General features: G+C 35.2%; 22 protein-coding genes and 1 tRNA gene. 13 read left to right on the top strand and 10 right to left on the bottom strand.

All coding sequences use genetic code 11. From position 1 onward, the window contains the following. Positions 1-73 precede the first annotated feature (73 nt). The 5 genes from ACWPVO_RS02015 (at position 74) to ACWPVO_RS01995 (ending at position 3,789) form a co-directional block, all read left to right on the top strand. Positions 74-721, top strand: coding sequence for a trimeric intracellular cation channel family protein (locus ACWPVO_RS02015; RefSeq protein ID WP_454206185.1), 648 nt, complete (start codon positions 74-76; stop codon positions 719-721). A 10-nt stretch (positions 722-731) separates the two neighbouring features. Beyond that, a complete protein-coding gene (locus ACWPVO_RS02010) occupies positions 732-1,043 on the top strand; it encodes an MTH1187 family thiamine-binding protein (RefSeq protein ID WP_060799474.1) in 312 nt (103 codons plus the stop codon). Between the two features lie 200 nt (positions 1,044-1,243). Beyond that, complete coding sequence (locus tag ACWPVO_RS02005; RefSeq protein ID WP_454206183.1) at positions 1,244-2,206, top strand: P1 family peptidase; 963 nt, start codon at positions 1,244-1,246, stop codon at positions 2,204-2,206. 49 nt (positions 2,207-2,255) lie between these two features. After that, positions 2,256-3,005, top strand: a complete 750-nt coding sequence (locus ACWPVO_RS02000; RefSeq protein ID WP_148465277.1) for an ECF transporter S component — start codon at positions 2,256-2,258, stop codon at positions 3,003-3,005. A gap of 1 nt (position 3,006) precedes the next feature. Then, positions 3,007-3,789, top strand: a complete 783-nt coding sequence (locus ACWPVO_RS01995; protein WP_005956247.1) for a type III pantothenate kinase — start codon at positions 3,007-3,009, stop codon at positions 3,787-3,789. Positions 3,790-3,807: 18 nt separating this feature from the next. Here the strand turns inward: ACWPVO_RS01995 and murI are convergent, their stop codons facing one another. The 3 genes from murI to ACWPVO_RS01980 all read right to left on the bottom strand — a co-directional run bounded on the left by murI (position 3,808) and on the right by ACWPVO_RS01980 (position 5,650). Further along, positions 3,808-4,638 carry a glutamate racemase gene (gene murI, locus ACWPVO_RS01990; protein ID WP_412427971.1) on the bottom strand — a complete coding sequence of 277 codons (831 nt, stop codon included), beginning with the start codon at positions 4,636-4,638 and terminating at the stop codon, positions 3,808-3,810. A gap of 175 nt (positions 4,639-4,813) precedes the next feature. Then, positions 4,814-4,889 (bottom strand) — tRNA-Lys (locus tag ACWPVO_RS01985). Positions 4,890-4,972: 83 nt separating this feature from the next. Next, on the bottom strand, positions 4,973-5,650 hold the full coding sequence (locus tag ACWPVO_RS01980) for a GntR family transcriptional regulator (protein ID WP_454206180.1): 678 nt from the start codon (positions 5,648-5,650) through the stop codon (positions 4,973-4,975). A 185-nt stretch (positions 5,651-5,835) separates the two neighbouring features. Here ACWPVO_RS01980 and ACWPVO_RS01975 point away from each other — a divergent pair, with 185 nt between their 5' ends. Then, on the top strand, positions 5,836-6,459 hold the full coding sequence (locus tag ACWPVO_RS01975; RefSeq protein WP_454206178.1) for a PepSY domain-containing protein: 624 nt from the start codon (positions 5,836-5,838) through the stop codon (positions 6,457-6,459). Between the two features lie 212 nt (positions 6,460-6,671). Here ACWPVO_RS01975 and ggt read toward each other — a convergent pair whose 3' ends face one another. The 5 genes from ggt to secA all read right to left on the bottom strand — a co-directional run bounded on the left by ggt (position 6,672) and on the right by secA (position 13,420). Further along, on the bottom strand, positions 6,672-8,381 hold the full coding sequence (gene ggt, locus ACWPVO_RS01970; protein WP_282925109.1) for a gamma-glutamyltransferase: 1,710 nt from the start codon (positions 8,379-8,381) through the stop codon (positions 6,672-6,674). Further along, positions 8,374-8,934: a sodium:solute symporter family transporter gene (locus tag ACWPVO_RS01965; RefSeq protein ID WP_454206176.1), complete on the bottom strand. Its 561-nt coding sequence runs from the start codon at positions 8,932-8,934 to the stop codon at positions 8,374-8,376. Before ACWPVO_RS01965 ends, ggt begins: the two co-directional genes overlap by 8 nt. Continuing rightward, positions 8,912-9,760, bottom strand: coding sequence for a sodium:solute symporter family transporter (locus ACWPVO_RS01960; protein ID WP_454206175.1), 849 nt, complete (start codon positions 9,758-9,760; stop codon positions 8,912-8,914). Before ACWPVO_RS01960 ends, ACWPVO_RS01965 begins: the two co-directional genes overlap by 23 nt. Before the next feature lie 133 nt (positions 9,761-9,893). Beyond that, the gene (locus ACWPVO_RS01955; RefSeq protein WP_282925107.1) at positions 9,894-10,562 is read right to left on the bottom strand and encodes a GntR family transcriptional regulator; all 669 of its coding nucleotides are present in this window, start codon (positions 10,560-10,562) and stop codon (positions 9,894-9,896) included. 119 nt (positions 10,563-10,681) lie between these two features. Continuing rightward, positions 10,682-13,420 carry a preprotein translocase subunit SecA gene (secA, locus tag ACWPVO_RS01950; protein ID WP_148465217.1) on the bottom strand — a complete coding sequence of 913 codons (2,739 nt, stop codon included), beginning with the start codon at positions 13,418-13,420 and terminating at the stop codon, positions 10,682-10,684. A gap of 216 nt (positions 13,421-13,636) precedes the next feature. Here secA and guaA point away from each other — a divergent pair, with 216 nt between their 5' ends. Together guaA and ACWPVO_RS01940 are read left to right on the top strand one after the other, a co-directional pair. Then, on the top strand, positions 13,637-15,157 hold the full coding sequence (guaA, locus tag ACWPVO_RS01945; protein ID WP_454206173.1) for a glutamine-hydrolyzing GMP synthase: 1,521 nt from the start codon (positions 13,637-13,639) through the stop codon (positions 15,155-15,157). Positions 15,158-15,367: 210 nt separating this feature from the next. Beyond that, a complete protein-coding gene (locus ACWPVO_RS01940; protein WP_072071454.1) occupies positions 15,368-15,619 on the top strand; it encodes a mobilization protein in 252 nt (83 codons plus the stop codon). A gap of 329 nt (positions 15,620-15,948) precedes the next feature. On the opposite strand, the gene ACWPVO_RS01935 is transcribed toward ACWPVO_RS01940, so the two are convergent. Continuing rightward, positions 15,949-16,374 (bottom strand): MarR family winged helix-turn-helix transcriptional regulator, encoded by a 426-nt coding sequence (locus tag ACWPVO_RS01935; protein WP_005957777.1) that lies wholly within the window; start codon positions 16,372-16,374, stop codon positions 15,949-15,951. 1 nt (position 16,375) lies between these two features. Beyond that, positions 16,376-16,729 (bottom strand): hypothetical protein, encoded by a 354-nt coding sequence (locus ACWPVO_RS01930; protein WP_285043734.1) that lies wholly within the window; start codon positions 16,727-16,729, stop codon positions 16,376-16,378. A 413-nt stretch (positions 16,730-17,142) separates the two neighbouring features. On the opposite strand from ACWPVO_RS01930, the gene mgtA reads away from it, so the two are divergent. The 5 genes from mgtA to thrC all read left to right on the top strand — a co-directional run bounded on the left by mgtA (position 17,143) and on the right by thrC (position 25,790). Continuing rightward, complete coding sequence (gene mgtA / locus ACWPVO_RS01925) at positions 17,143-19,674, top strand: magnesium-translocating P-type ATPase (protein ID WP_454206170.1); 2,532 nt, start codon at positions 17,143-17,145, stop codon at positions 19,672-19,674. 351 nt (positions 19,675-20,025) lie between these two features. Continuing rightward, positions 20,026-21,336: an aspartate kinase gene (locus ACWPVO_RS01920; RefSeq protein ID WP_250341673.1), complete on the top strand. Its 1,311-nt coding sequence runs from the start codon at positions 20,026-20,028 to the stop codon at positions 21,334-21,336. A 2-nt stretch (positions 21,337-21,338) separates the two neighbouring features. Further along, a complete protein-coding gene (locus ACWPVO_RS01915; protein ID WP_454206168.1) occupies positions 21,339-22,316 on the top strand; it encodes an aspartate-semialdehyde dehydrogenase in 978 nt (325 codons plus the stop codon). A gap of 1 nt (position 22,317) precedes the next feature. Then, positions 22,318-23,499 carry a homoserine dehydrogenase gene (locus ACWPVO_RS01910; RefSeq protein ID WP_454206166.1) on the top strand — a complete coding sequence of 394 codons (1,182 nt, stop codon included), beginning with the start codon at positions 22,318-22,320 and terminating at the stop codon, positions 23,497-23,499. Then, entirely contained in the window at positions 23,496-25,790 is a 2,295-nt protein-coding gene (gene thrC, locus ACWPVO_RS01905; protein ID WP_285073769.1) for a threonine synthase, read from the top strand. Before ACWPVO_RS01910 ends, thrC begins: the two co-directional genes overlap by 4 nt. Positions 25,791-25,839 lie beyond the last annotated feature (49 nt).

Here is a 25,839-nt window from a genome sequence, read left to right as displayed (position 1 = left end):
AAGTTTAAAAAAATTTTTTCAATTTATTGAAATTTCCGATTCCCACAAATTTAAACTTTGGTATAATGACCTTATGATTGGAAATTATTTAGAGTTCAATGTATTTTTTGACATCATCGGGACAATTGCCTTTGCAATTTCCGGTGCCATACTTGGTTGCAAGAAGAAGATGGACATACTTGGCGTTACCGTCTTGGGTCTTGTCACAGCTCTTGGGGGAGGCTTCGTTCGTGACTTGGTCCTTGGTATCAATCCACCAAAGATGTTTCAGAATTCAACTAACGCAATCATATCCACTGTCTTTTCAATTTTAGTTTTTATGTTTTTCTATTTCAGAAAAAAATTTCAATCAAGACAGGTCATAAATTTTATGAATGAGTTCATGATAATTAGCGACACAATTGGTCTTGCTTCCTTTACTATTACTGGAATGGCAACTGCCCTTTCCCTAGGACTTGATAAGAGGTTTTTGCTTATATTTGTTGGTTCTATAACGGGAGTTGGCGGTGGAATGATTCGTGACGTCTTGGCAGGCACTATCCCCTTTATCTTTAAGGAACAAATTTATGCCGGCGCATGTATCTTGGGCTCTATAGTTTTTCTCCTCACGAGAAATTTTTTAGGCGACCAGGTTTCCATGATAATTTGTTTTTTTACAGTTTTAATATTTAGACTCTTGGCAGTGAAAAGAAATTGGAACCTGCCAAGGATTAGTGACTAGGAGGAATAAAATGGCAGTAGCAGAATTAACACTTATACCTATAGGAACAAAGACAACATCTGTGAGCAAGTACATTGCAGGTGCCCTTGACTCCATTGGCGAAGTTGATGGACTAACTTATGAACTTAATGCCATGGGAACAACAATTGCCCATAAGGATTTAAAAGTTTTATATGATGTAATAAGAAGGATGCAAGAATCAGTTTTTGAATCTGGAGCAGACAGGGTTTACTCTGTTGTAAAAATTGATGACAGACGCGACAAGGATTACACATTCAAGGATAAAATTACATCTGTCAACGAAAAGAGAAAAAATAAATAAATTTTTAAACCTCATCGACTTTGATGAGGTTTTTTGATATTTTGTAAGTGATTAGGTTTTATGACTTTGTAAGTTTTTGTGACTTTATAGTTCTTTGTGAGTTAATATTTTTTTATGACTTAGCGAACTCTTACAACTTTATAAATTTTTGCAAGTTTATAATTTTGTATGAGTTGATAAACTTTTAATAAGGAGGAAATATGTACGAGGGATTTTTGACAGATGTTAAGGGTATAAGACTTGGCCACGCAGAAGATGGCCTGGCCCTAACAGGGACAAGTGCCATCCTTTGCACAGAAGGCTTTACGGCAGGAGTTGACGTTCGTGGTGCAGGACCTGGCACTCGTGAGACTGATCTTCTAAGAGCAGAAAACTTGGTCCAAAAGGTCCACGGAGTTTTCTTAACTGGTGGGTCTGCCTATGGACTTGACGCAGGTGGCGGACTTATGAAGTTCTTGGAAGAAGAAGGTGCAGGCTTCGATGTGGGAGTTGGTATAGTTCCCATAGTTCCCGGTGCAGTTCTCTTTGATCTTGCAGTAGGCGATTCAAAAGTTCGACCTGATTTTAATATGGGATATGAAGCTGCAAGAAAGGCAAGAGAAGATGACAAGACTCAAGGCAACTTTGGTGCAGGCTGTGGTGCCAGCGTTGGAAAAATCTTGGGCAATGACTTTGCCATGAAGTCAGGTCTTGGTCAATCATCAATAAGAGTTGGCGACCTTGTAGTCTCTTCTATAGTTGCATTAAATGCCTTGGGAGATATTTTTGACTACGAAGCTGGAAAAAGAATTGCGGGAGTTTATGACAGGGAAAATAAAATCTTTTTAGACACTTGTGCCCTTTACGAAAAGCAGCTTAAAGATTATAATCAATTTAGCCCTGCCAACACTACAATTTCTGTCGTGGCAACTAACGCAAGACTCACTAAGGCAAACTGTAATAAGATCTCACAAATGGCTCATGATGGATATGCAAGATCAATTAATCCAGTGCATACCATGAACGATGGAGATACAATTTTTACACTAGCAAGTGGCCAAGTTGAAGCAGACATAAATTTGGTTGGAATTCTTGCTGCAAAGACCATCTCAAGGTCTATTGCTAATGCAATTTATTCAGCCGAGGATTCTGGAGGGCTGGTAAGTTATAGGACCATCAAATAATTTGATGCAAATAAGAAGGGTATCCTCGCGAACCCTATCGGAGGTAAAAATGAATCGAAACACTGAACGTAACAGAAGGCTAGTGATAGCTGCCATGCTTGGTGCCATCACAGTTGTTCTTAGTCTCACTCCTCTTGGACTTATTCCACTTGGAGTAATCAATGCAACTACTATGCACATACCAGTAATTATTGGTGCCATAGCAGAGGGTCCTGTGGTGGGAGCCATGGTTGGACTTATTTTTGGAGTGTCATCACTCTTAAATGCAATCCTAAGGGGTGCAAGTCCCGTTGCCTTTGTTTTTTACAATCCACTAATTTCTGTCTTGCCAAGAGTTTTAATTGGGATAACTTCCTACTACTCTTACGCAGCAATGAAGAAGTTAGAAGATAAAAACTTGAGAAACTTAACTAAGGGACTTTGGGGACTAATTTCAATTTTCCTAGCTTACTTACTTTATAAGAATATAACAAGTGGTGGGTCAACACTAAATATTACTTTTGTAGTAATACTACTTGCCCTTTGCCTTGGATTTTTTATTTATTCTTTCAAGTCAAGCGAGAAGGACTTCCCTATTGCCATTGGTGCCTTTGTGGGATCAATGACAAACACAATCCTAGTCCTTGGTGGAATTTATGTAATCTATGCCAAGAGATATGTTGAGGCTCTTAACATTCCACTAGAAAATGCAAAATCTGCAATCCTTGGTGTGTCAGTTACATCAGGAATACCTGAAGCTATCCTATCTGTTATTATTACTACAGCAGTTATAAAAGCTTTGAAATCAAGAAGGGGTTAATATGTTACTTGCAATTGATATAGATAATAGGACCACAGACTTTGGAGTCTTCGACCAAGAGAAGTTAGTTGATAAGTTTTCAATTACAACTGACAGGAATAGGTCTGTGGTGGAAATTAAACTGATGATTAAACTCATCTTAATGGATAAGAATATAGAACTTTCTGACATCCATGAAATTATAATTTCTAATGTTGTACCAGAGCTTTCATCTTCCTATGAGATGATTGGAAGAGAACTCATTGGCAAGAAACCAATTTTTATTTCTGCTGGAGTTAAGACTGGTTTAAATATAAAGTGCGAAAGCCCAAGAGAAGTTGGGTCAGACAGAATTATAAAGGCAGTTGCTGCCACTAGAAAGTACACAGGCAACATAATAATAGTTTCTGCATCGTCAATTACAACAGTTGACTATATCAATGCAAAAAAAGAATTCCTGGGAGGACTAATCCTGCCAGGAATCAACTTGCTTCAAGATTCACTTGTGAGAGGTAGCGCCAAGCTCCCTCATGTAGAATTAAAAAAGCCTGATGACATAGTTGGAAAAAATACTGAAAAGGCAATTCAGGCTGGACTCTTCTTCGCATACAAGAAGGCAGTCCTTGGTATAATTGATGAAATAGTGGAAGGCTATTCACTTAATAAAGAAGACACAAATATTTTAATCACCGGACCCTATGCCCATCTCTTAGACCTATCTAAGTACGACTTAATAAGAGATGACGACCTGGGCATCTACGGACTTAAAATTATTTACGACTTAAACAAAAAGAAGGCTTCATGATTTTGAAGCCTTCTTTTATTACCTATATTTTTCTAAATCTTTTATGTCTACTTGATGGAAGCTTACCTCGAAGTCAGATAGATCAACTATCTTTTCCATGGTAGAACGAAACAAATTAATGTCCCCAGTTATATAAAAGTCAATTGTCCTATTGGGAATCTCTTGGTTGTCCTTTTCAATTTTTAAAATATTCATGGCATCTAGGACAGTCTTGTAGGCTGGGTCAACCATCAAGACCTTCTTACCTTGTTTTTTCAAAATTCTCTTAAAGGAATCTTCAACAAGAGGATAGTGGGTGCAGCCGAGAATCATTGTGTCGAAGTCGTAATCTTCGAAATAGTCTAAGTATTTTTTTACAATTCCGTCCATGTATTCTTCTTCAAACTCTCCCCTCTCAATGGCAAGAGTGAGGTCAGGACAGTAAACAGATCTTAATTCAATAGATGGGTCCATAGACTTTAAGACCTTGTCATAAACTCCACTTTCAACACAGGACTTTGTTGCGACAAGAGCAACCCTCTTGGTCTTAGTTCTCTCAAGGGCATTTTCACTACCTGGTTCAACAACACCAATTATTGGATACTTATATCTTTCATTGGATTCCTTGAGGCCATGACTTGTTGCAGTGTTGCAAGCAATAATTGAAAGGTCAACATCAAGATCCTTGAAGAAACCCATGACTTCCATTGTATAATTTTTTATTTCTTCGTTAGTTCTGGCACCGTAGGGCATCCTAAGAGTGTCGCCAAAGAATACGAAGTTTTTATTTTTTATTTTATTTAAAGCAACTTTTAAAACAGAAAGTCCTCCGACTCCACTATCATAAAAGCCGATCACATTATTTCCCATTAAATCACCAACTCTTTTATATAATACTATAAATTGTGAAAAACAAAAAGAAGAATATAAATTCATTGTTAATAATTGTATTTATAAAAATTCCTTCTTTAAGTCATAGATATTGTATGTAAAATCAAAATATAATTGTATAAAAAAACCTGCCAACATCGTCAGCAGGATTGAATGGTGCACCTTTACGGACTCGAACCGTAGGCCCACTGATTAAGAGTCAGTTGCTCTACCAACTGAGCTAAAGGTGCATGAATATTAACTTGTCTGTACCATCAGTACAACAAAAATAATTATAATTAAAAAAAACACTCCTGTCAAGTGTTTTTTTTAATTATTTTCTAAACATTCTATAGTCAGCTTGCTCTTCAAACATCTCGTAAATTACTTCAATTGTTCTCTCGCTAGCCTTCCTAGCTTCCTTAGGTTTTTTCTCTTCGATTAATTTATAAATTTTTTGTAAGTTATCGTAGTGTCTCTTATAATTTTTCTTGTCTCTGAAAATAAAATTACCAAACCTGTAAAGTCTCTTATTGACCATAGTCATTACCTCAATAAGAATTTCATTGTTAAGTGACCTTACAAGAGCCATGTTCCACTCGATAATAAGATTTTGAGCAAGTTCTTCTTCACCATTTTCAATGGCGATCCTAAGATCTTCGTTGACTTCTTCGAAGTATTTGGTCTTATCTGCCAATCCCTTCTCCGCTAAAAGTTCAACACAAAGAGGTTCTAAAGATTTTCTAACTATATAAAGATTCTTGGCTTCCTTGACAGAAATTTTTGAAACAATATAAGATTTCCTTGGAAAGCTAGTAACAAGACCATCCTTCTCCAACTTCTTCAAAGCTTCTCTTACTGGTGTCCTAGAAACGTCGAGTTTAGAAGCGATTTCCATTTCAATAAGCTTATCCCCTGGAAGTAATTTGTTCTTCAATATTTTTTCTTTTAAATCTCTATAGACCATATTGCTAAGAGACTTTTTATTAGCTTTTACATCCAAAAAACTCACCTCCTACATCCTAAAAATGTTTTCCTTCAGTCTAGGAAATTTTCTTTTTTCATTATACCATAAAGTTAGTAGTTTGCTATACGTTTATTTTCAATATTTCATGCTTTTCCAAATGTTTATCCCTTGCCATTTCGGGTAGAATAATTGTAGGCAAAATTAAAATACACTTTAATCGGAGGAATATAATGAATAAGAAAATTTTAATGACAACACTTGGACTAGGACTTGCACTAACACTTACTGCTTGTGGTCCAAAGAATGAAAAAGCAGATAATCCTAATGCAAAAAATACTGCAGCAGTTGAAGCGAACGCAAATAAAAATGCAAGCAAAAACAAAGCTGATGCTCAAACAAAGGAAGAAACAGCTATTAATAAGGGTGCAGTTGCAAACTTAGATAGAGGGATAGCTTTTGACGGCTTTAAGAAACTTCACGCTGACGCAAAGGTTGAATCTTTCCAACTTGAAGTTGAAAACGGAAAAGCTTACTACAAGGTTAGCGGCTACGACGCTGAAAAAGAATACGAAGTTACAGTGGACGCAGTGACTGGTGACATTGTTAAGGATGAGTTCGAAGCAGAAAACACTTCAGCTAAGACAGCTGACGTTCAATTAGAAATGATTGAAGCAGTTGACAAGTATATGGACGAAGCTTTAAAAGATGCTGGCCAAGGCTTTGAAGCTGGAGAATACGAAGTTGAATTCGAAGACGGCAAGTATGTAGTTACAGTTGAAGTTGTTAACGGAACTAAAGATATCTCTTACACTTACGACTATGAAACAGGTAAGCTTATAGAAAAAGATATGTAAGATAAAATTTAAATTTTAAAGAGGGCTAAGCCCTCTTTTTTTTTAGAATTTTTTACTTTCTTAGGAAGTATATTTGCTAAGGCTCTTTAATTTTATTTTAAGTCTTTAATAAGTTTAAACTTTTCAAACTTTATTTCAGATTTCTTTTGACTTAAAACTTTTATTCTTCAATAGAACATAAAAAACTCTGGTATCTCTACCAGAGTTTTTAACTAATTATGACTTATTCCTTCATAAATAATTGATCCATTTTCACATAGACATCCGCCACAACCATCAACTCTCTTAGTAGATGCACTATAATATACATCATCTTTAAACATTACACTATTCAGCATAGAGCTCATCATATTTTTAACTGAAACAGGCTTTATTTCATGACCTTTTTTTATAAGCTCGTTCATTGTGTCTTTTGAAATTCCATACTCAAGTTCTAACCCTTGTTCCTCACTTAAACAAGTTATAAATGGGAAACTTACGAGTTGCTCTGGGTTCATGTCGTATTCAATGGCATTAACAATTCCCTGAACTATCCCTGTTATTATTCTAGGCCCACCAGCAGCACCTATAATTAAAAATGGTTTTTCATCTTTAAAAATAATTACTGGTGACATACTAGATATTGGAGTCTTGAACGGTTCAACAGCATTAGCCTCACCATATTCTAAACCTTGGCTTGTTTTTTCTCCAACACTTGCAGAAAAATCACTCATATTGTTATTTAAAGTAAATCCGTAATCTTTAACAATAATTCCACTTCCATACCAATCTCTTATTGTTTGAGTTTGTGAAACACAGTTTCCATATTTATCAATTATAGAGAAATGAGATGTATTCCCATTATAATCTTCTGTATAATTATCCGTTAAATTTTTTGCAAAATCTTGTGAATGTTCCTTTATTGATTTAGCTAGTTTATTTGCATATTCAGGATCTATCAATTTTTCAACATCTGTCTTGAAGAAATCTGGATCTGCCATAAGAGTAGATCTATCAGAAAATCCAAGCTTCATAGCTTCTGCTATATGGTGGATGCTTTCACTTGAATTATGACCCATAGATTTTAAATCAAAGTTGTCTAAAATGTTTAACATTTCAACTACAGTACTACCACTTGAAGGTAACCCAAACGATTTAACTTCGTATCCTTTATAATTAGTAGCTACAACATCTCTTATCTTTACATCATAATTTGATAAATCTTCCTTTACAAAACAGCCTTCTCTTGTATTTATTGCCTCAACAATTTTATCTGCAATGTCTCCCTTGTAAAATTCTTCAAATCCTTTTTCAGAAAGAATTTTTAAAAGTTTTGCAATTCCTTTATTATATTGAACTTCTCCAAATTCATATCCCTTATCTTCATCTTTAAGAAATAAATCTCTAAAATCTTTAGATAATTCTATTTTTCTCTTAACCGATTCATCTTTAATTGTTATTGATTCAGTGAAGCTAGTTTTAAAACCATATTCTGCATATTCATAAGCTGGTTTTATTAGTTCTTTAATATCTAAGCTAGCAAAGTTTTTATATACGTATGCAAGAGATTTTATTAACCCTGGAACAGTAACCGATTTTCCACTATTATCTTTCCATTCGTTCCAAACTTCTCCATCTTTAATAAATAAATCTTTTGTTGCTCTTTCTGGAGCTATCCCTCTAGCATCTACGGCAAATAATTCATCTTGTTTTTTTGAATAAATTAAACTAAACGCTCCACCACCAATTCCTGAATGATGAGGCTCTACTACAGATAAAACTAAACTAACAGCTATCAAAGCATCAAAAGCATTTCCACCTTTTTTTAATATTTCAAGTCCTGTCTTCGTAGCATAATAACTGTTTGAACTTACTGCTCCACTATCGCCCATTGCATAAGGCCTCTCCCAATAAGTAGGCCATAAATAACTTTTTTTATTCATTTATATGTTCAATCTCCTCTTTATATGTCAATTTAGAAACAATGAAACCAACTAAATATGTTGTTAAGAAAACTGGATAAATAGCCTCGACCTTATCAGTAAGACCAAGAAGCATCCATGAAATTCCTACAATAATTCCTAATAACATACTCCAAAATGCACCTTGTTTTGTTGCCTTATGCCAAGTTAAACCAACTATAATGGAGAAACTCACAGGCGCCGCTGCGACATGCTGTAAAGTTAAAAATAGATTTGTTAATGATTCACTTGGTATTAAAAAAGCTGGTATTAAAGTTAGATAAGCGAATATAAAAGTTACTATCTTAGATGTTTTTAAAATTTTATCATCACTAGCATTTGGATTTATGTCTGTTTTATAAATATTCGTTATAATTGTTCCCGTAGCAAGCATCATTGTTGCCATAGTTGCTGAAATAATTAATGTTGTAAATGCAAATATAATACCTGCAAATAACGGTGAACTAAATAAATCAATAGAATATGCAAAAGCAGTGGATCCATCGCCTAAGCTAGCCCCAGAAGCTTTCGCCATCATTCCACATAGTGCTGTAAAGAAACATATTGGAGCTGCTATTAAGTATCCTATTACAGATCCCCTTTTGAGCAGCCTCAGGATTCTTAGCTGCTAATAATGGTTGTAATACAGATTGCATAACAGCTGTTGATATACAGCCTCCAAAAATCCATGCTATAATTCTTTGTATAGGCATATTTGTCATACTGCTGTATTCAGATGGTAACTCGGTTAATAAACCTCCATATCCTTCAAATCTTTTTAAGTTTGTAAATACAAATATTATTAATAATATGTAAATTCCAATACAAACTATTCTTCCAACAGTATCTGCTCCCCTCATACCTGAGAAACTAGTGTATAATACAGCTAGTGTTAATCCAATAATCATTGCAATCGTTAGATTTACATTTGGTATTACTATTGAAATGATACTTGATACTGTTTTTAATTGAATTGGAATATAGAAAAATCCATATATTATCCATGCAATTGAATATAATTTAGCGGTCTTTTTGTCAAATCTAGTTTGTAGATAAGAAGGAACTGATTCTCCTGGCATCTTAGTTCGTATAGTCTTTGCAAAAAACGCGAGTGCTATAAAATAAAATGAACCAGCAATAGAATACCAAGCTCCTGATATCCCTAAGTTATAACCATTTTGAGCTGCACCAACAATAGCCATTCCACCAATTTGCCATGCAGCAAAAATACATCCTATAGAAATAGCTCCCATAGACTTGTCTCCACCTGTCCATTGATTTGCTGATTTTATGGATTTCCCAGAATAAATACCTAAACCAACAACAATAGAAAATGTTATTATCCACGTTAAAATAATCATATTAACCTCCTATAATAAGAAATATATTACGTAATATATTTCTTATTATAGGTTCCTCTTACATATTTGTCAACACTTTATCACAAAAAAATCTCTACCTTTGTATTTGGCAGAGAATTTTTACTTAATAGTTTCATTTATAAATTTTTTCATTAAATAATATACTTTTTTCCCATATTTCCTTTAAAGTCCTATTGTATGATTTCAGTAGGTGAGTCTCCATATTTTTGCTTGCATTCTTCGGATCTCTATTAAATATTGCTTCAGCTATTAAACGATGTTCTTCAAAAACTATTTTTCCATCAATTAGATTGTTATATACATTTTTATTTTCAAATCTTAAATAGTTATCTAAAATTAAACAAGTTTGTTTATAGAAAATCTTATTTTTTGTCGCCTTAGCTATAGATTTATGAAAAGCATGGTCTATTACATACAAATAGTTACTATCTTTTGAAACAAGAAAATTTTCAAGGTCATCAAGACAACTTTTTATCTCATTCTTGCTAATTTCGTCTAATACAGATGCAGCAAAATAGGCATTATTTACTTCTAATAATAATCTTGTTTCAATAATATCTTTTGCTCTTCCATGGTTAACTGGTACTATTTGTACTCCTTTACCTCTTAGTATTTTTACAAATCCTTCGTTTTGTAACTGGAGTAAGGCCTCCCTAACAGGTGTTTTACTAATTTCTATTTCATCACAAATATCATCTTGCGAGTATATACCTTCTACTCTAAATTTATTAAACATAATCGAATTTTTAATTAATATATAGGCTTTTTCTTTAAATGTCATTTCATCAAACTTTTCTGAATCTACAAAATACTTGTTAATAGTACCACCCCTTCTCAATAATTATTATATGTAGCTTATAATTAAAGTGACCTAAATATTTAGGTCACTTTAATTACATCTTATTCAAATTTTCCGTGACAGTTTTTATATTTTTTTCCACTTCCGCATGGACATGGATCATTTCTTCCAACCTTTTTTTCTTTTCTAACGAAAGGCTTTTGTTTTCCGTCATCAGGATTTACAGTTTCAACTTCCTTTGCCACCCTAACTCTTTGAACTCTTTCAGGGTTAACTACGTGGTAAAGCATCTTAACTGTGTCTTCTTTTATTGATTCGTTCATTGCTTCGAACATATCAAAGCCTTCTTCTGCGTAGGCTCTTACTGGATCAGTTTGACCAACTGCACGAAGTCCAATTCCCTTTCTTAGTTGATCCATCGCGTCGATGTGGTCCATCCACTTTTGGTCAACATTTTGAAGAAGGGCAACTCTTTCAATTTCTCTGAATTTTTCTTCGCCGAATTCTTCTTCTTTTTCAAGGTATTTTGCATCAGCAAGTTCTTTGAAATAAGCCTTTAGTGAATCTACTGTTGGATTTTCAAGCTTCTTTAAGAAGTCTTCTTCGAAGTCAAAAGTAGTCACACCAAAGTTTCTTATTGATTCAAAGTCAAGATAGTTCTTGTTGTTGTCGTCTAGCTTATTGTAGAAGTCAATTGTCTTGTCGATTACATCATTTCTCATTGCTATGATGTCATCTCTTAGGTTTTCACCTTCAAGAACTCTTCTTCTTTCTGCATAGATTACTTCTCTTTGCTTATTCATAACGTCGTCATATTTTAGGACGTTCTTACGAATACTAAAGTTGTTACCTTCTACTTTCCTTTGAGCTGACTCGATTAGCCTTGTAAGAATTTTGTGTTCAATTGGTTCATCTTCTGCTGGATCAAGTTTAAGCATTGTATCCTTGAATCTGTCTCCAGCGAATAGTCTGATTAGGTCATCATCAGCTGAGATGTAGAATCTTGAAGAACCTGGGTCTCCTTGACGACCTGAACGACCACGTAATTGGTTGTCGATACGTCTTGACTCGTGTCTTTCTGTACCAATGATTCTAAGTCCGCCAACTTTTTTAACTTCTTCAGCTTCCTTGTCAGTTTCAACCTTGAACTTTTTAACAAGAGCTTGATAGTCTTCTCTTGCCTTTATGATTTCTGGATCATCAGTCTTGAAGTATGAATCCGCGTATTCAAGCATTTCTTCTTCCATGCCTTGTTTCTTAAGTTCTTTCTTTGCAAGATATTCTGGGTTACCACCAAGTACAATGTCGGTACCACGACCAGCCATGTTAGTGGCAATAGTAACTTGACCAAAACGACCTGCTTGGGCAACTATTTCAGACTCTTGTTCGTGATTTTTGGCGTTTAAGACGTTGTGCTTAATGCCTGCACGTTTTAAATATTTAGAAAGTGCTTCAGACTTGTCAATTGATACAGTACCAACTAGGACTGGTTGTCCCTTTTCATGTGCCTCGGCAATTTCTCTTGTAACTGCCTTGAACTTTGCATCTTCATTTATATAGATGTGGTCATTGTCGTCTTCCCTTTGTACAGGTTTATTTGTTGGGATTTCAACAACGTCAATATTATAAATATCTCTAAATTCGCCTTCTTCTGTCATGGCAGTACCTGTCATACCAGAAAGCTTGTCATACATCCTGAAGTAGTTTTGGAAGGTAATTGTTGCAAGAGTTTTTGATTCAGCTCTTACTTCTAGTCCTTCTTTTGCTTCAATAGCTTGGTGTAGACCTTCAGAATATCTTCTACCGTACATTAGACGGCCTGTAAATTCATCAACAATAATAACTTCGCCATCTTTTACAACATAGTCAATGTCTCTGTGCATTGTACCTGCTGCCTTAAGAGCTTGATTAATGTGGTGAGATAACTCCATGTTAGCTGCATCAGATAAGTTTTCAATGCCAAAATATTTTTCAGCCTTAGTAATACCCTTATCAGTAAGAGTTGCAGTCTTATCTTTTTCATCTATTACATAGTCAACAGTTTCTTCTTCGAATTCCCTGTTAAATCTTTCAAGATCAATTTCATCTTGAGACTTAATTCTGTGGCTAAGAGTGTTAACAAAATCTCTTGCTCTAACATATAAGTCAATAGATTCATCGCCTTGACCAGAAATAATAAGAGGTGTTCTCGCTTCATCAATTAAGATAGAGTCAACTTCGTCGACTATACAGAAGTGAAGTCCTCTTTGAACCATTTCTTCCTTATATATAACCATGTTATCTCTTAGGTAGTCGAAACCAAATTCGTTGTTAGTACCATAAGTGATATCAGAATTGTAAGCAGCTTGTCTTTCCTCTTGATCCATGTCGTGGATAATACATCCAACACTAAGACCTAGGAATTCATAAACCTTACCCATCCAGTCCCTATCACGGCTAGCCAAGTAGTCGTTGACAGTAACAACATGAGTACCCTTACCTTCAAGTGCATTTAAGTAAGCTGGTAGTGTAGCAACAAGTGTCTTACCTTCACCAGTTTTCATTTCTGCGATTCTACCTTGGTGAAGAATAATACCACCAATAACTTGAACCCTAAAATGCTTCATGCCTAGGACTCTCCAAGCAGCTTCTCTTACAACAGCAAAAGCTTCTGGAAGTAAGTCATCAGTTGTTTCACCATTCTTAATTCTATTTTTAAATTCTTCAGTTTTTTCTTTAAGCTCATTATCAGAAAGCTTTTCCATCTCGCCTTCGAGACTCATAACTTTATTAACTAGGGGCTCGATCTTTTTCAGTTCCCTATCGCTGTAGGTACCAAAAATCTTTTCCATTAAACCCATTTTACCACTCCTTTTACCTGACGTATTATTTTATCATTAAATGGCATATTTTACAATAAAAATCCCGTTCAATATATCTCTATAAATTATATTGTTACTATTATTTAATGTCAATATAAATAGGCTAATTACTTAATTTAAATCAAATCCCTTCAGCTGAAACTATACAAAATTAAAAATTTATTATAAAATGGACTAAATGAAGAGGAGGTTAATATGATACTAGTAGTTGACTTTGGCGGCCAATACAACCAGTTAATAGCAAGACGTATAAGAGATCTTAACATTTACTGCGAAGTTGTACCCTACAACAAGGCCTTAAAAGAATTAGAAAATAGAAACAATGTAGAAGGAATAATATTTACAGGTGGACCTAACTCAGTCTATGAAGAAGGGGCACCACAAATAGAAAAAGAAATCTTCGACAAAGGCATACCAGTACTTGGACTTTGCTATGGAATGCAAATCATGGCACACACACTTGGTGGCGAAGTAATAAAAGCACCAAATGAAAGAGAATTTGGAAAAACAGAAATCGAAACAAAAGAATCACTTATCTTTAAAAACCTATCAAAAGAAGAAACAGTTTGGATGAGTCACGTAGATAGAGTGAGCCAAGTGCCAGAAGGCTTTGAAGTAATAGCAAAAAGTAAAAACTGTCCAATAGCAGGCATGGCAAATGTAGACAAAAAACTTTATGCCCTACAATTCCACCCAGAAGTAAACCACTCAGTTCACGGCAAAGAAATGTTAGAAAACTTTGCAGTAAAAATCTGTGGAGCAAAAAAAGATTGGACAATGGAAAACTATGCAAAAAAATCCATCCAAGAAATAAAAGAAAAAGTTGGCGATGGAAAAGTCCTCCTTGCCCTATCAGGTGGAGTTGACTCATCAGTAACAGCAGCCCTACTATCAAAAGCAGTTGGTGAAAAACTAACATGTATCTTCGTAGACCACGGCCTAATGAGAAAGAACGAAGGTGACGAAGTAGAAGAAGCTTTTAAAGACTCAGGCATGCACTTCATAAGAGTAGATGCAGAAGAAAGATTTTTAAATAAACTAGCAGGCGTAACAGACCCAGAAAGAAAAAGAAAAATCATCGGCGAAGAATTCATAAGAGTCTTTGAAGAAGAAGGACAAAAAATAAAAGCAGTAGACTTCCTAGCACAAGGAACAATTTACCCAGACGTAATTGAATCAGGACTAGGCGACTCAGCAGTAATAAAATCCCACCACAACGTTGGCGGGCTACCTGACTTCGTAGACTTCAAAGAAATCATCGAACCACTACGCATGCTATTTAAAGACGAAGTACGTGACCTTGGAAGAGAGCTAGGACTTGCAGACTACCTAGTAGACAGACAACCCTTCCCAGGACCAGGACTTGCCATAAGAGTAATGGGTGAAATCACAAAAGAAAAACTCGACATACTTCGTGACGCAGACAAAATCTTTAGAGACGAATTAGAAAAAGCAAAACTTGAAGACATCAACCAATACTTCGCAGTCCTAACAAACAACAGAACAGTAGGAGTAATGGGCGACTTTAGAACATACGACTACACACTAGCCCTTCGTGCAGTATCAACAACAGACTTCATGACAGCCGACTTCACAAGAATCCCTTGGGAAATCTTGGACAAGGTGTCAAATAGAATAGTAAACGAAGTAGACCATATAAATAGAATAGTTTACGACATAACATCAAAACCCCCAGCAACTATTGAATGGGAATAATCGCAAAATTTTCTAAAATAGCTTGATTACAAGCTATATAGAGAATAAAAAATGGCTACTGGTACTCAAATAGTACTGGAAGTAAAAAATAATAAATTGAATAATAGTTCCAAGTGGTTTACATTTGGATAAAAAATTAGATCATAACTTAAGTGTTATGGTCTTTTTTATTTGATATGTTGTACAATTAAAAGCGACATCTAGTATAAAATAAATTTAAAAAATCAACTAAAAATATACTCAACATATGAAGAAAAAGAAATTTATATTATAGACCTAGAACAATTTAGAGATTTACAATGGTCACTTTCAAATGCAACAAATAATATAAACCAGACCGTAAAAGCAACTAATACAACGGGAGTCATTTATAAGAAAGATATAGATTATATGAGAGAAAAAATAGAGAAAATATCCAAGGAGTTGTGGGATGTGCATTCACTATTATTAAGGAGGGAATGAAAAAATGTAGAAATTATGATAATATTTAAACTTCTAGTTCAATAATTAAAGTTTTATAATATTACGATATGCTCTATTTCTATAGGAGTGTATAGATATTTAAATGCAAAAAATGTATCAACCCTTACCCTTATGTCAGGATTTAGGTTGATACACAAAATTATTTACAGCCCCCAGTTAAATATAGACAATCAAGATTAACTAGTAATTATCATTTAATCTTAAATTAGTGCGTTCGATTTTAAATTGTACAAATAAGTGTTGACAATCCAAGGTGTAAAAGTTCGAGGCAAGTTGACCCGATGTGTAGAGGGGCAATAAATTGAAAGTTATTTATTATCAATCTCAAAATTTTTTTTTAGCATTTCCAGACTTTGATAAACGATTTCATATTGTTCATCTGTCCATTCTGATGTCAACTTCTGATTAAATTCTTTTAATGCTCTACTTAAAGGTTCATATTTTAATCGTCCTCTTTCTGTAAGATGTATTTTTTTGTTTCTTTTATCTTTAGGGTCTGTTTCTCGTGTGATATATCCTTTTTGCTCTAATGATTTAACCATTCGAGCCGTACCAGCCTTATCTACTTTCACAAGCTTTGTTAATTGATCCTGAGTCAATCCATCCTGTTTTGTAAGTGCCATGTAATAAGGCTCTTCTCCGACACTTATGTCAAATGGAACAACTACATTTTTTAATTCTTGCTGAATACATCTCGATAAATAAGTTATAAGTTTTCCGATACTTTTCTCCACTTTATGCCTCTTTTCTTCTTAAAACTTTGTCCAATATCACATTCCAAAAAATACTCGAAAAATATCCTAATACAACATTAATAGGAAATGAGGAAAAATATATTTTCCAGAAATTCTCATCATATCCCTTCATTCTTAACAATCCGCTTACAGACATAATTGTAGTAAAATATATCGCTGGAATTATTGATGAAAGAACTAAAAAAACAATATATGATTTTCCAGTATATAGTTTCTCTGTTACTTTTGCACCTATAAGTCCAGCCGGAAAAATCAAAGATGCTATACTTGCAACTATAGATTGCAATAACATCATTAAAAGTATAGACGGAAAAACAATTTTTCCAGTATTCATCTGAGACATAATGCAACTCATTGTGCTCCCCATCAATATAGGGAAAATATAACGTTTATATTTCATTACTCTTACATCACTTTTCATAATAAGTGAAGTATACCACAAATTAGTTGATGCGTCAACTAATTTGTTTTTAAGTTTATATCTCTTAAAATAATATTTTAGTGGTGAATTTCGTAGTAAATACTGTTTCTATAAATTTTTCCTTTCAAAGGGTAGCTGGCGGCAGCCAGTGCAGGGGAAGCGTAGCGTCCTCTTTTTGATTTGGAACAGACCATGACTGCGGAAAATCACAGCCCTCTGGCGAGGAGCCTTCGGTCTTTTTTTATTTTACCTACATATTTTTATTCTTGTAAATCTCTTGTATTTTATTATTAATAGATATATATTTGACCTATCTAGGAGGTATTATGAAAAATTTTTGGTCTTATGACATAGATGATGCGCTCAAAAAATTAAATTCTAGCCGTGATGGTTTAACTAGTCAAGAGGCTGCCAAGAGGATTGAAACTTATGGTAAGAATGTTTTTGATGAGAAGAAGGCTTCTTCTAACTTCATAATCTTTTTATCTCAATTCAAAAGTCCTATTACTTTGATTCTTATTTTTGCTGCTATCTTGTCAATTTTTTTAAAGGATTATTCTGATGGCATCATTATTTTGATTATAATTTTAATTTCTTCTCTCTTGAGTTATCTTCATGAGAGCAAGGCAAAGGACGCTGTGAAGAAACTCCTTTCTTCTGTTAGTGTTACGTCGTCAGTTTTAAGAGACGGAAGTTTTAAAGAGTTAGACAATGCTGATCTAACTCTTGGTGACATAATTAAGGTTAAAACTGGCGACATGATCCCTGCTGATTGTTTGCTTATTGAGGGCAACTCTCTTACCACTGATGAGTCAAGCTTGACTGGGGAGACCTTCCCTGTTGAAAAGTCATGCGGAAAATTAGATGCAAGCACAGGTCTTTCTGCTAGAAAAAATTCTCTTTGGATGGGGACTCATCTTATTAGTGGGTCTGGCAAGGCTCTAATTGTCAACTTGGCAAAGGACACTGAGTTTGGAAAAATTACAAATTCTCTTAGTCAAAGAGATTCGGATACTGACTTCGAGAAGGGTATTAAAAATTTTGGGAATTTAATCTTACACGTTACGACCCTCTTAATTGGTTTAATTTTCTTGTTTAATATTGTTTTAAATAAGTCTTTTTTGGAATCCTTTATGTTTGCCCTTGCCCTATCTGTTGGTCTAACTCCACAAATGTTGCCAGCTATTATTAGCGTCAACTTGTCACAGGGTGCCAAGAGGATGTCCCAGCAAGGCGTTATTGTTAAAAAATTAAACTCCATTGAAAACTTTGGTTCCATGACAGTTATGTGTTCTGACAAAACTGGAACTATCACTCAGGGAAAAGTTAAGCTCCACTCTAGCCTTAACTTTGCTGGAGAAAATTCTGAAGAATTAAAAAAATTTGCAGGTCTTAATTCATATTTTCAAGAGGGCTATGCAAATCCAATTGATGAGGCTATCTTAAGTGACAAGTCAGAGGATTTTTCTGCCTACAAAAAACTTTTTGAAATCCCCTATTCTTTTGAAAATAAACTCTTGAGTGTCATTGTGAAAACCAATGATGATTTTTCAAATAAAAATTTAATGGTCACTAAGGGAGCCTTTGAAAGCATCTTAAAGATTTGTAAAACTTACGAAGGAAGTGATGGTTCTATTAGATCAATTGATGATGTCATACCTAGTTTAAAAAATTCTTTCAATAAGTATTCAAGTCAAGGCTATAGAGTCCTAGGTCTTTCCTACAAATTTTTAGATGATTCTTGCGACCTTGAAAAAGAAGCTGCTCAAGATATGATCTTCAAGGGTTTCTTGCTCTTCATTGACCCTTTAAAGGAAGATATAAGGGACGTTGTTAGCCATATGAATAAGCTTGGCGTTGCCTTAAAGATGATAACTGGAGACAACCAAGAGATTGCAAAAAATATCGGCAGCCAAATTGGACTTAATCCCGAAAAAATTTTGCTTGGAGAAGATTTAAGCTCTTATTCCATAAGTCAACTTAACAAAAAAGTTTTGGATATTGATATATTTGCTGAAATAAGTCCTAATCAAAAGGAAAAAATTATCAGGGCTTATAAGGAAGCTGGAGAAATTGTTGGCTACATGGGAGATGGCATCAATGATGCTCCTGCCATAAAGGTAGCTGACGTTGGTATATCTGTTGACACTGCTGCCGACACAGCAAAGGATGCAGCTTCAATTGTTCTTTTGCAAAACAGTCTCACTGTTCTCTTGTCTGGCATCAAGGAAGGAAGAAGGACCTTCATCAACACCTTGAAGTATATCTTTGTTGCTACAAGTGCCAACTTTGGAAATATGTTTTCTATGGCAGGCGCAAGTCTCTTCTTAAAGTTTTTGCCCCTCTTGCCTAAGCAAATTCTTCTTACAAACTTGTTAACTGACTTTCCTTCTTTACAAATTGCATCGGACTCTGTTGATGAGGATTGGTTGAAGAATCCTGTTAAGTGGGACATGAAATTTATTAAGAGGTTCATGGTTGTTTTTGGAATTATATCTTCCCTATTTGACTATGTGACCTTCTTTGTTTTAATTTATATTTTCAAGGCAAAGGAAAGTTACTTCCAAACAGGCTGGATGTTAGAGTCTGTTATCTCAGCTATGGTAGTTATGTTAATCGTAAGGACTGCAAGGCCAATTTTCAAAAGTAAGCCTTCCAAAAAATTAATTCTCGCTATAGTCTGTGTCGGCATCCTCTTAGTTGGAATAATTTACAGCCCAATTAACTCCTATCTTGGTTTAGTTGACCTTCCTATCAAAGCCCTACTTGCCATGTTTTTAATCTCCTTCGTCTATGCTTTGGTGGCAGAAGCGTTGAAAAAAGAATTTTATAAACGCAACTCCTTTTCAAGAAAATAAATTTAAAGAAAACAATCTTAATAGCTTAGAAAAATTCAGGTCGAGTTAACTCGGCCTTTTTTATTTTTCAAATTTTAAATTTTTGTTCTCTCTCGCTTGTTTTAAATTTATTATGATATCCCTCTTCTTCCTTTCTTATAAGTCCCTTTCAATTGACAACTGGGCTAAATAATTGTATAATCGAAAAAATTACTTTTAACATTTTTACTTATATTTATAAGCTTGTTTTGTAAGTTTATTTTTTCAATTCAAAATTTTTTTATTAAGTAGTTTTGATTAAATAATTTTTATGAACTCAAAAGTTTTTATTGTGTTAAAGGTTTTTCTTAATTTTACAAAAAGGAGAAAGAGATGAAAGTCGCAAAATTTGGTGGCAGTTCACTTGCCGATGCTCGTCAACTGAAAAAAGTTAAGGATATTGTACTGGAAGATGAGGCTAGAAAGTACATAGTAGTTTCTGCGCCTGGAAAAGGAGTTAACAACAATCACAAGGTCACTGACCTTCTAGCAATGTGTCACGAATTAAGTGCCCACGAATTAAATTTTAATGAAGTTTACAAGATCATCGAGAATGTTTATAAGAATATTGTTGATGATCTTGTTTTGGATATAGACATTGATAAGATTCTTGCTGAGGTCAAGGATGAAATTACCAATGGGGCAAGCTACGACTTCGTCATAAGCCGTGGCGAGTTTATAAGTGCCCAAGTCCTTGCAGCCTATCTTGGATTTGACTTTGTAGACGCAAGAGACTTGATTGCCTTTACTAATGGAGTCTTGGACCTTCCGAAGTCAGAGGAAAAGATTAGAAATCTTCTAACTCAACATGAAAAGGCTGTTGTCCCTGGCTTCTATGGAGAAAAGGAAGACGGCAAGGTCAAAACTTTTTCTCGTGGTGGATCTGATGTGACAGGTTCTGTCATTGCCTCTGCCCTTGATGCAGAGATGTATGAAAATTTCACTGACGTATCTGGCTTCTTAGTTGCAGACCCAAAAATCGTCAAGAACCCATCCCCTATTGGAACTATCACCTACAAGGAGTTGAGGGAGCTTTCCTACATGGGAGCCAAGGTCCTTCATGAAGAGGCAATCTTCCCACTTAGGGACAAGAACATTCCAATCAATATTAAAAATACTAACGCCCCTCATGAAGAAGGGACTTTGATTCTTTCTCAATGTGACATAAAAAATAAAAATATTTTAACTGGTATCTCGGGCAAAAAAGATTTCACTGTTATAAATCTTGAGAAGGTAAATATGAATAGCGAAAAGGACTTTTTCAGGAAGCTCACTACAGTTTTCGAGTCCAACGATATTTCCATTGAGCACATGCCTTCAAGTATTGATTCAGTTTCTGTCCTTGTGGCAGATTCTTACATCACACCAAAGCTAAACAAGGTTCTTGAAGAGCTAAAGATTTATTTAAACGTAGACAATATTTCTTGGGAAAGGGACATCTCCCTAATTGCAGTTGTTGGACGTGGCATGATTAATGAAAAGGGTGTGTCTTCTAGGACTTTCACTGCCCTTGCCAGAGAAGGAATTAATATTAAGATGATTAGCCAGGGTTCCAGCGAAATCAATATTATTATTGGTGTGGAAACTCAGGATTTTGAAAAAGCAATTCGCGCAATTTATAGAGAATTTTATAAGGAGGACTAAAGATGAAGGTTAATGTAGCAGTTGTAGGTGCAACTGGACTTGTTGGAAGCATGATGTTAAAGGTTTTAAGTGAAGAAAATTTCCCAATAGACAATTTATACTTGTTTAGCTCCAAGAAATCAGCTGGCAAAAAAATTGAATATTGTGGCAAGGAATACACTGTTGAGGAATTAAAGGAAGATTCCTTTGAAGGAAGAGACATTAAGATTGCCCTCTTCTCTGCTGGTGGATCTGTTAGTGAAAAGTTTGCTCCTACTGCAGCTAAGGCTGGAGTAACTGTTGTTGACAACTCTTCTGCCTTTAGGATGGACCCAGAGGTTCCCCTAGTTGTTCCAGAAATCAATCCTGAAGATATTAAAATGAACAAGGGAATCATTGCAAACCCAAATTGTTCAACTATCCAATCTGTACTTCCTCTTAAACCAATTCACGACAAGTACAAAATCAAGAGGGTAATTTATTCTACTTACCAATCAGTTTCTGGATCTGGCATAAAGGGAATTTCTGACTTGGAAGAAGGAACACAACTTGCTTACAAGTATCCAATTAAGAACAACTGCATTCCACAAATTGATGTCTTCTTAGACAATGGCTACTCCAAGGAAGAAATGAAGATGATTAACGAAACTAAAAAAATTCTTCACGACGACTCTATCCTTGTTACTGCCACAACAGTTCGTGTTCCAGTTAAGTTCTCTCACTCAATTTCCATTAACGTTGAAGTGGAAAAGCCTTTTGAAGTGGAAGATGTGAAAAAAATTATCGGCGACTACCCTGGCATGGTCCTTCAAGATGATCTTGCCAATGAAGTTTACCCAATGCCCCTAATGGCAGCCGACAAGAATGAAGTTTTTGTTGGCAGAATTAGACGTGACTTCACTGTAGAAAATGGTCTAAACCTATGGTCTTGTGCCGACAACATCAGGAAGGGAGCTGCAACTAACGCAGTGCAAATTGCGGAAAAAGTCTTGGAGGTTTAAGTTGAAAATTGCAATAATGGGCTTTGGCACTGTGGGAACAGGTGTCGAAGAAATTCTATACAAGAAGAGAGATGCCCTCTTAAAAAATAATTTTGATATAAAAATTGAAAAAGTTTTAATTAGAAATAAAAATAAAAAAAGGTCTCCACTGGATGGCGACCTTGCTTTCACAGATGATTTTGATGAAATTTTAAATTCTGATGTGGACACAGTTATTGATGTGACATCAAGTCTTGAAGAAACTTACGAAAGAATTGTAAAGCTAATGAAGGCTGGCAAAAATATTGTCACTGCCAACAAGGCTGTAGTTTCAAAATATTTTGAAGAATTAAATGAGCTTGCTAGAGAAAAAAATATTTTCTTCTCCTATGAGGCTGCAGTTGCTGGTGCAATTCCAGTAATTCACCCCATCATGGAAGAGACCTTCTTCAGCGACATGAACAGGATCCAAGGGATTTTAAACGGAACTTCCAACTACATCCTTTCAAAGATGGAAGTGGAAGGGTCCTCTTACGGCGAGGTCCTAAGAGAAGCTCAAGAACTTGGCTATGCCGAGGCAGATCCTACTGCTGATGTTGGTGGCTTTGATGCCATGAGAAAGATAAGAATTTTATCTTCTCTCATCTACAATGCAAAAATAAATGAAGAAGAAATTTTTACTTTTGGAATTCAAAATGTAAATAAATCTGATTTTGATTTTGCAAAAGAAAGAGGCTATTCCATTAGACTTCTTGCCAAGTCAGAACTCGCTGAGGGCAAGATAAATATTTCTGTAATACCTACATTTATAAAAGATAATTTCTTTGCAAAGACTTTTGGTGGAACCAATGGGGTTAAGGTCTGGGGAGAAAATTTCTCTGCCTACGAGCTAAAGGGACCTGGTGCAGGCAAGCTTGAAACTGCCGATGCAGTTATGCGTGACCTCTTGAGAGTTCTTGCAAGAAGAGAAATCAAGACTTTTTATGACGCGGGTAATTCTTATGACGTCGAAAATAATCTGAAAAATAAATTTTATGTTAGGACTTGTGACGTTTCAGAAAAATTAAAAGACCTGATAGAAAAAGAAAAAGTCCTAGACGACCAACACTTAATAGTAACAAAGGAAGTTTCCCTTGATGACTTGAGAGATGCCCTTAGAGACCTTTCAAAAGTTTTCTTGGCAGAAATTGAGGAGGACCTATGAAATTTTTATCAACAAGAAATTCAAATTTAAAAATTTCTGGCAGAGAAGCCATTGTTAAGGGAATCTCTGAAGATGGCGGACTCTTTGTCCCAGAATTCTTCCCTAGCTTCGACATAATGGAAAATTTGGACCTATCTTACACTGACTTGGCCCACAAAATTCTTTCATTATATCTTACAGACTTCAACAAGGAAGACTTGTTAAAAATTATAGAAAAATCCTACGGGTCCTTTGAAGATGAAATTGCAAAAGTATCCTACCAAAAGGATTTTTACCTAGAACTTTACCATGGCAGGACTTCTGCCTTTAAGGACTTTGCCCTTTGCCTTCTTCCAAACCTCTTGGCCTATGCCAAAAAATCTCTGGGCATCAAGGACAAGACATTAATCTTAACTGCAACATCAGGCGACACTGGTAAGGCTGCCCTAGAAGGTTTTTACAACACAGAGGACATTGACATCTTGGTTTTATATCCAACGGAAGGCGTGAGCTCCATCCAAAAGGCTCAAATGGATACAACAGGATCTTTAAATTCAAAGGTTATTTCCATTGATGGAAACTTTGACGATGCCCAATCTGCTGTGAAAAAAATATTTAACGATAGCAAGATAAAGGAAGAGCTAAAAAAAGAAAATATTTATCTTTCTTCTGCCAACTCCATTAACATTGGCAGGCTCCTTCCCCAAATTGTCTATTATTTTTATTCCTACGCAGACCTTGTTAAAAATAAAAAAATAGATGCTGGCGAAAAAATTTCCTTCTGCGTTCCAACTGGTAACTTTGGAGACATCTTGGCTGGCTACTATGCCAAAGAAATGGGCCTGCCAGTTGACAAACTTGTAATTGCATCAAATGACAACAATGTTTTGACAGACTTCTTCACTACTGGGACTTACGATGCCAACAGGGACCTTGTAAAGACAATTTCTCCTTCCATGGACATCTTAGTTTCATCAAATCTTGAAAGACTAATCTTCCACAAGTCCTCTGATGATATTGTAAAAGAAAAGATGGATGACCTAAGAGACAAGGGTCTCTTTGACTTCGATGGAGATTTCAAGGAATTCTTGTGTGGCTATGCCAATGAAGAGGAGACAAGGAAAACTATTAAGAAGGTCTTTGAGGAAGAAAATTATTTAATTGACCCTCACACAGGGGTTGCAAAAAATATTGTAGACAAGCTTGGACTTGACAAGACTGTGATTTTATCAACTGCAAGTCCCTACAAGTTTTCTTCAACAGTCCTTGAGGCCCTTGGAGAAAATCTTTCAGATGATGAGTTCGAAAACATTAATATTCTTCACGAAAAAACTGGAGTGAAGATTCCATCTGAAATTAAAAAATTGAAAGATAAAAAAATTATTCACAAGACAAAAATTCTAAAAAATGAAATTGAAGAAGAAGTTTTAAAATTTGCAAAACGTGGCAAGAGAATTTCTGTCCCAGCAACTTCTGCCAACCTAGGACCTGGCTTTGACGTACTTGGACTTGCCCTTGACCTTGCCAACACTTGTGAATTTAAATTGACTGATAATAAAGAAGAATTTGAAAATAATTTAAAAACAAATTTAATCTACAAGGCCTACAAGTATGCCTTCGACTTCTACGATGAAGAAGTCCTCTCTGTGGACTTTGATGTAGACGCCAACATTCCCCTTTCACGTGGTCTTGGATCATCAGCTGCCTGCATTGTCATGGGTATAATGGCAGCCTTCGACATCATGAAAAGAGACTTTGACAAGAAGGAAATTTTAAAAATTGCAACAAAGATGGAGGGCCATCCAGACAATGTGGCTCCAGCAATTTTTGGAAACGCTGTGGCTTCAATCTTAAAAGATGACCAAGTTTATGTAGAAAAATTTGAAATTTCAAATAATTTTAAATTCTTGGCAATCATTCCTGACTTCAAACTTCCTACAAAGGAAGCAAGAGATGCCTTGCCAGAGACTTACTCAAAGGAAGATGCTGTCTTTAACCTATCAAGGCTTTCCATGGTAATCTTGTCCCTAATCTCAGGTGACCAAGAAAACTTAAAAGTTGCCCTTGATGACAAGATTCACGAGCCCTACAGGTTAAAACTAATTCCAGAAATTCATGAGATTGAAAAAATTATTGATGATAGCGAAGCCCTTGGTCACTACCTGAGTGGTGCCGGCTCAACAATAATGCTAGTCTTTAAGGCTAAGGACAAGACTTCAGAAGAGGAAATAAAAAATAACTTAGACAAACTTTCAAATTCTTATGAAGTTGTGGCACTTGACCTTGATAAAAAGGGAGCCTTCATAATTTAAAATTTTGACTTAATTTAATTCATGTTTATATAACAAACCCCTAAATCTC

The sequence above is a fragment of the Peptoniphilus sp. Marseille-Q6390 genome, assembly GCF_965119475.1.
Note: the sequence above shows the minus strand (reverse complement) of the source record. Positions and strands in the feature narration are given on the sequence as shown.

Bases quoted from the DNA above. Each gene is read 5' to 3' on its own strand.
- mgtA (WP_454206170.1), top strand. From the start codon at position 17,143: ATGAAAAATTTTTGGTCTTATGACATAGATGATGCGCTCAAAAAATTA.
- ACWPVO_RS01930 (WP_285043734.1), bottom strand. From the start codon at position 16,729: ATGAATACTGGAAAAATTGTTTTTCCGTCTATACTTTTAATGATGTTA.
- guaA (WP_454206173.1), top strand. From the start codon at position 13,637: ATGATACTAGTAGTTGACTTTGGCGGCCAATACAACCAGTTAATAGCA.
- ACWPVO_RS02005 (WP_454206183.1), top strand. From the start codon at position 1,244: ATGTACGAGGGATTTTTGACAGATGTTAAGGGTATAAGACTTGGCCAC.
- murI (WP_412427971.1), bottom strand. From the start codon at position 4,638: ATGGGAAATAATGTGATCGGCTTTTATGATAGTGGAGTCGGAGGACTT.
- ACWPVO_RS01975 (WP_454206178.1), top strand. From the start codon at position 5,836: ATGAATAAGAAAATTTTAATGACAACACTTGGACTAGGACTTGCACTA.
- ACWPVO_RS01920 (WP_250341673.1), top strand. From the start codon at position 20,026: ATGAAAGTCGCAAAATTTGGTGGCAGTTCACTTGCCGATGCTCGTCAA.
- ACWPVO_RS01995 (WP_005956247.1), top strand. From the start codon at position 3,007: ATGTTACTTGCAATTGATATAGATAATAGGACCACAGACTTTGGAGTC.
- ACWPVO_RS02000 (WP_148465277.1), top strand. From the start codon at position 2,256: ATGAATCGAAACACTGAACGTAACAGAAGGCTAGTGATAGCTGCCATG.
- ACWPVO_RS01960 (WP_454206175.1), bottom strand. From the start codon at position 9,760: ATGATTATTTTAACGTGGATAATAACATTTTCTATTGTTGTTGGTTTA.
- thrC (WP_285073769.1), top strand. From the start codon at position 23,496: ATGAAATTTTTATCAACAAGAAATTCAAATTTAAAAATTTCTGGCAGA.
- ACWPVO_RS01915 (WP_454206168.1), top strand. From the start codon at position 21,339: ATGAAGGTTAATGTAGCAGTTGTAGGTGCAACTGGACTTGTTGGAAGC.
- ACWPVO_RS02010 (WP_060799474.1), top strand. From the start codon at position 732: ATGGCAGTAGCAGAATTAACACTTATACCTATAGGAACAAAGACAACA.
- ACWPVO_RS01955 (WP_282925107.1), bottom strand. From the start codon at position 10,562: ATGACATTTAAAGAAAAAGCCTATATATTAATTAAAAATTCGATTATG.
- secA (WP_148465217.1), bottom strand. From the start codon at position 13,420: ATGGGTTTAATGGAAAAGATTTTTGGTACCTACAGCGATAGGGAACTG.
- ACWPVO_RS02015 (WP_454206185.1), top strand. From the start codon at position 74: ATGATTGGAAATTATTTAGAGTTCAATGTATTTTTTGACATCATCGGG.
- ACWPVO_RS01965 (WP_454206176.1), bottom strand. From the start codon at position 8,934: ATGGCGAAAGCTTCTGGGGCTAGCTTAGGCGATGGATCCACTGCTTTT.
- ggt (WP_282925109.1), bottom strand. From the start codon at position 8,381: ATGAATAAAAAAAGTTATTTATGGCCTACTTATTGGGAGAGGCCTTAT.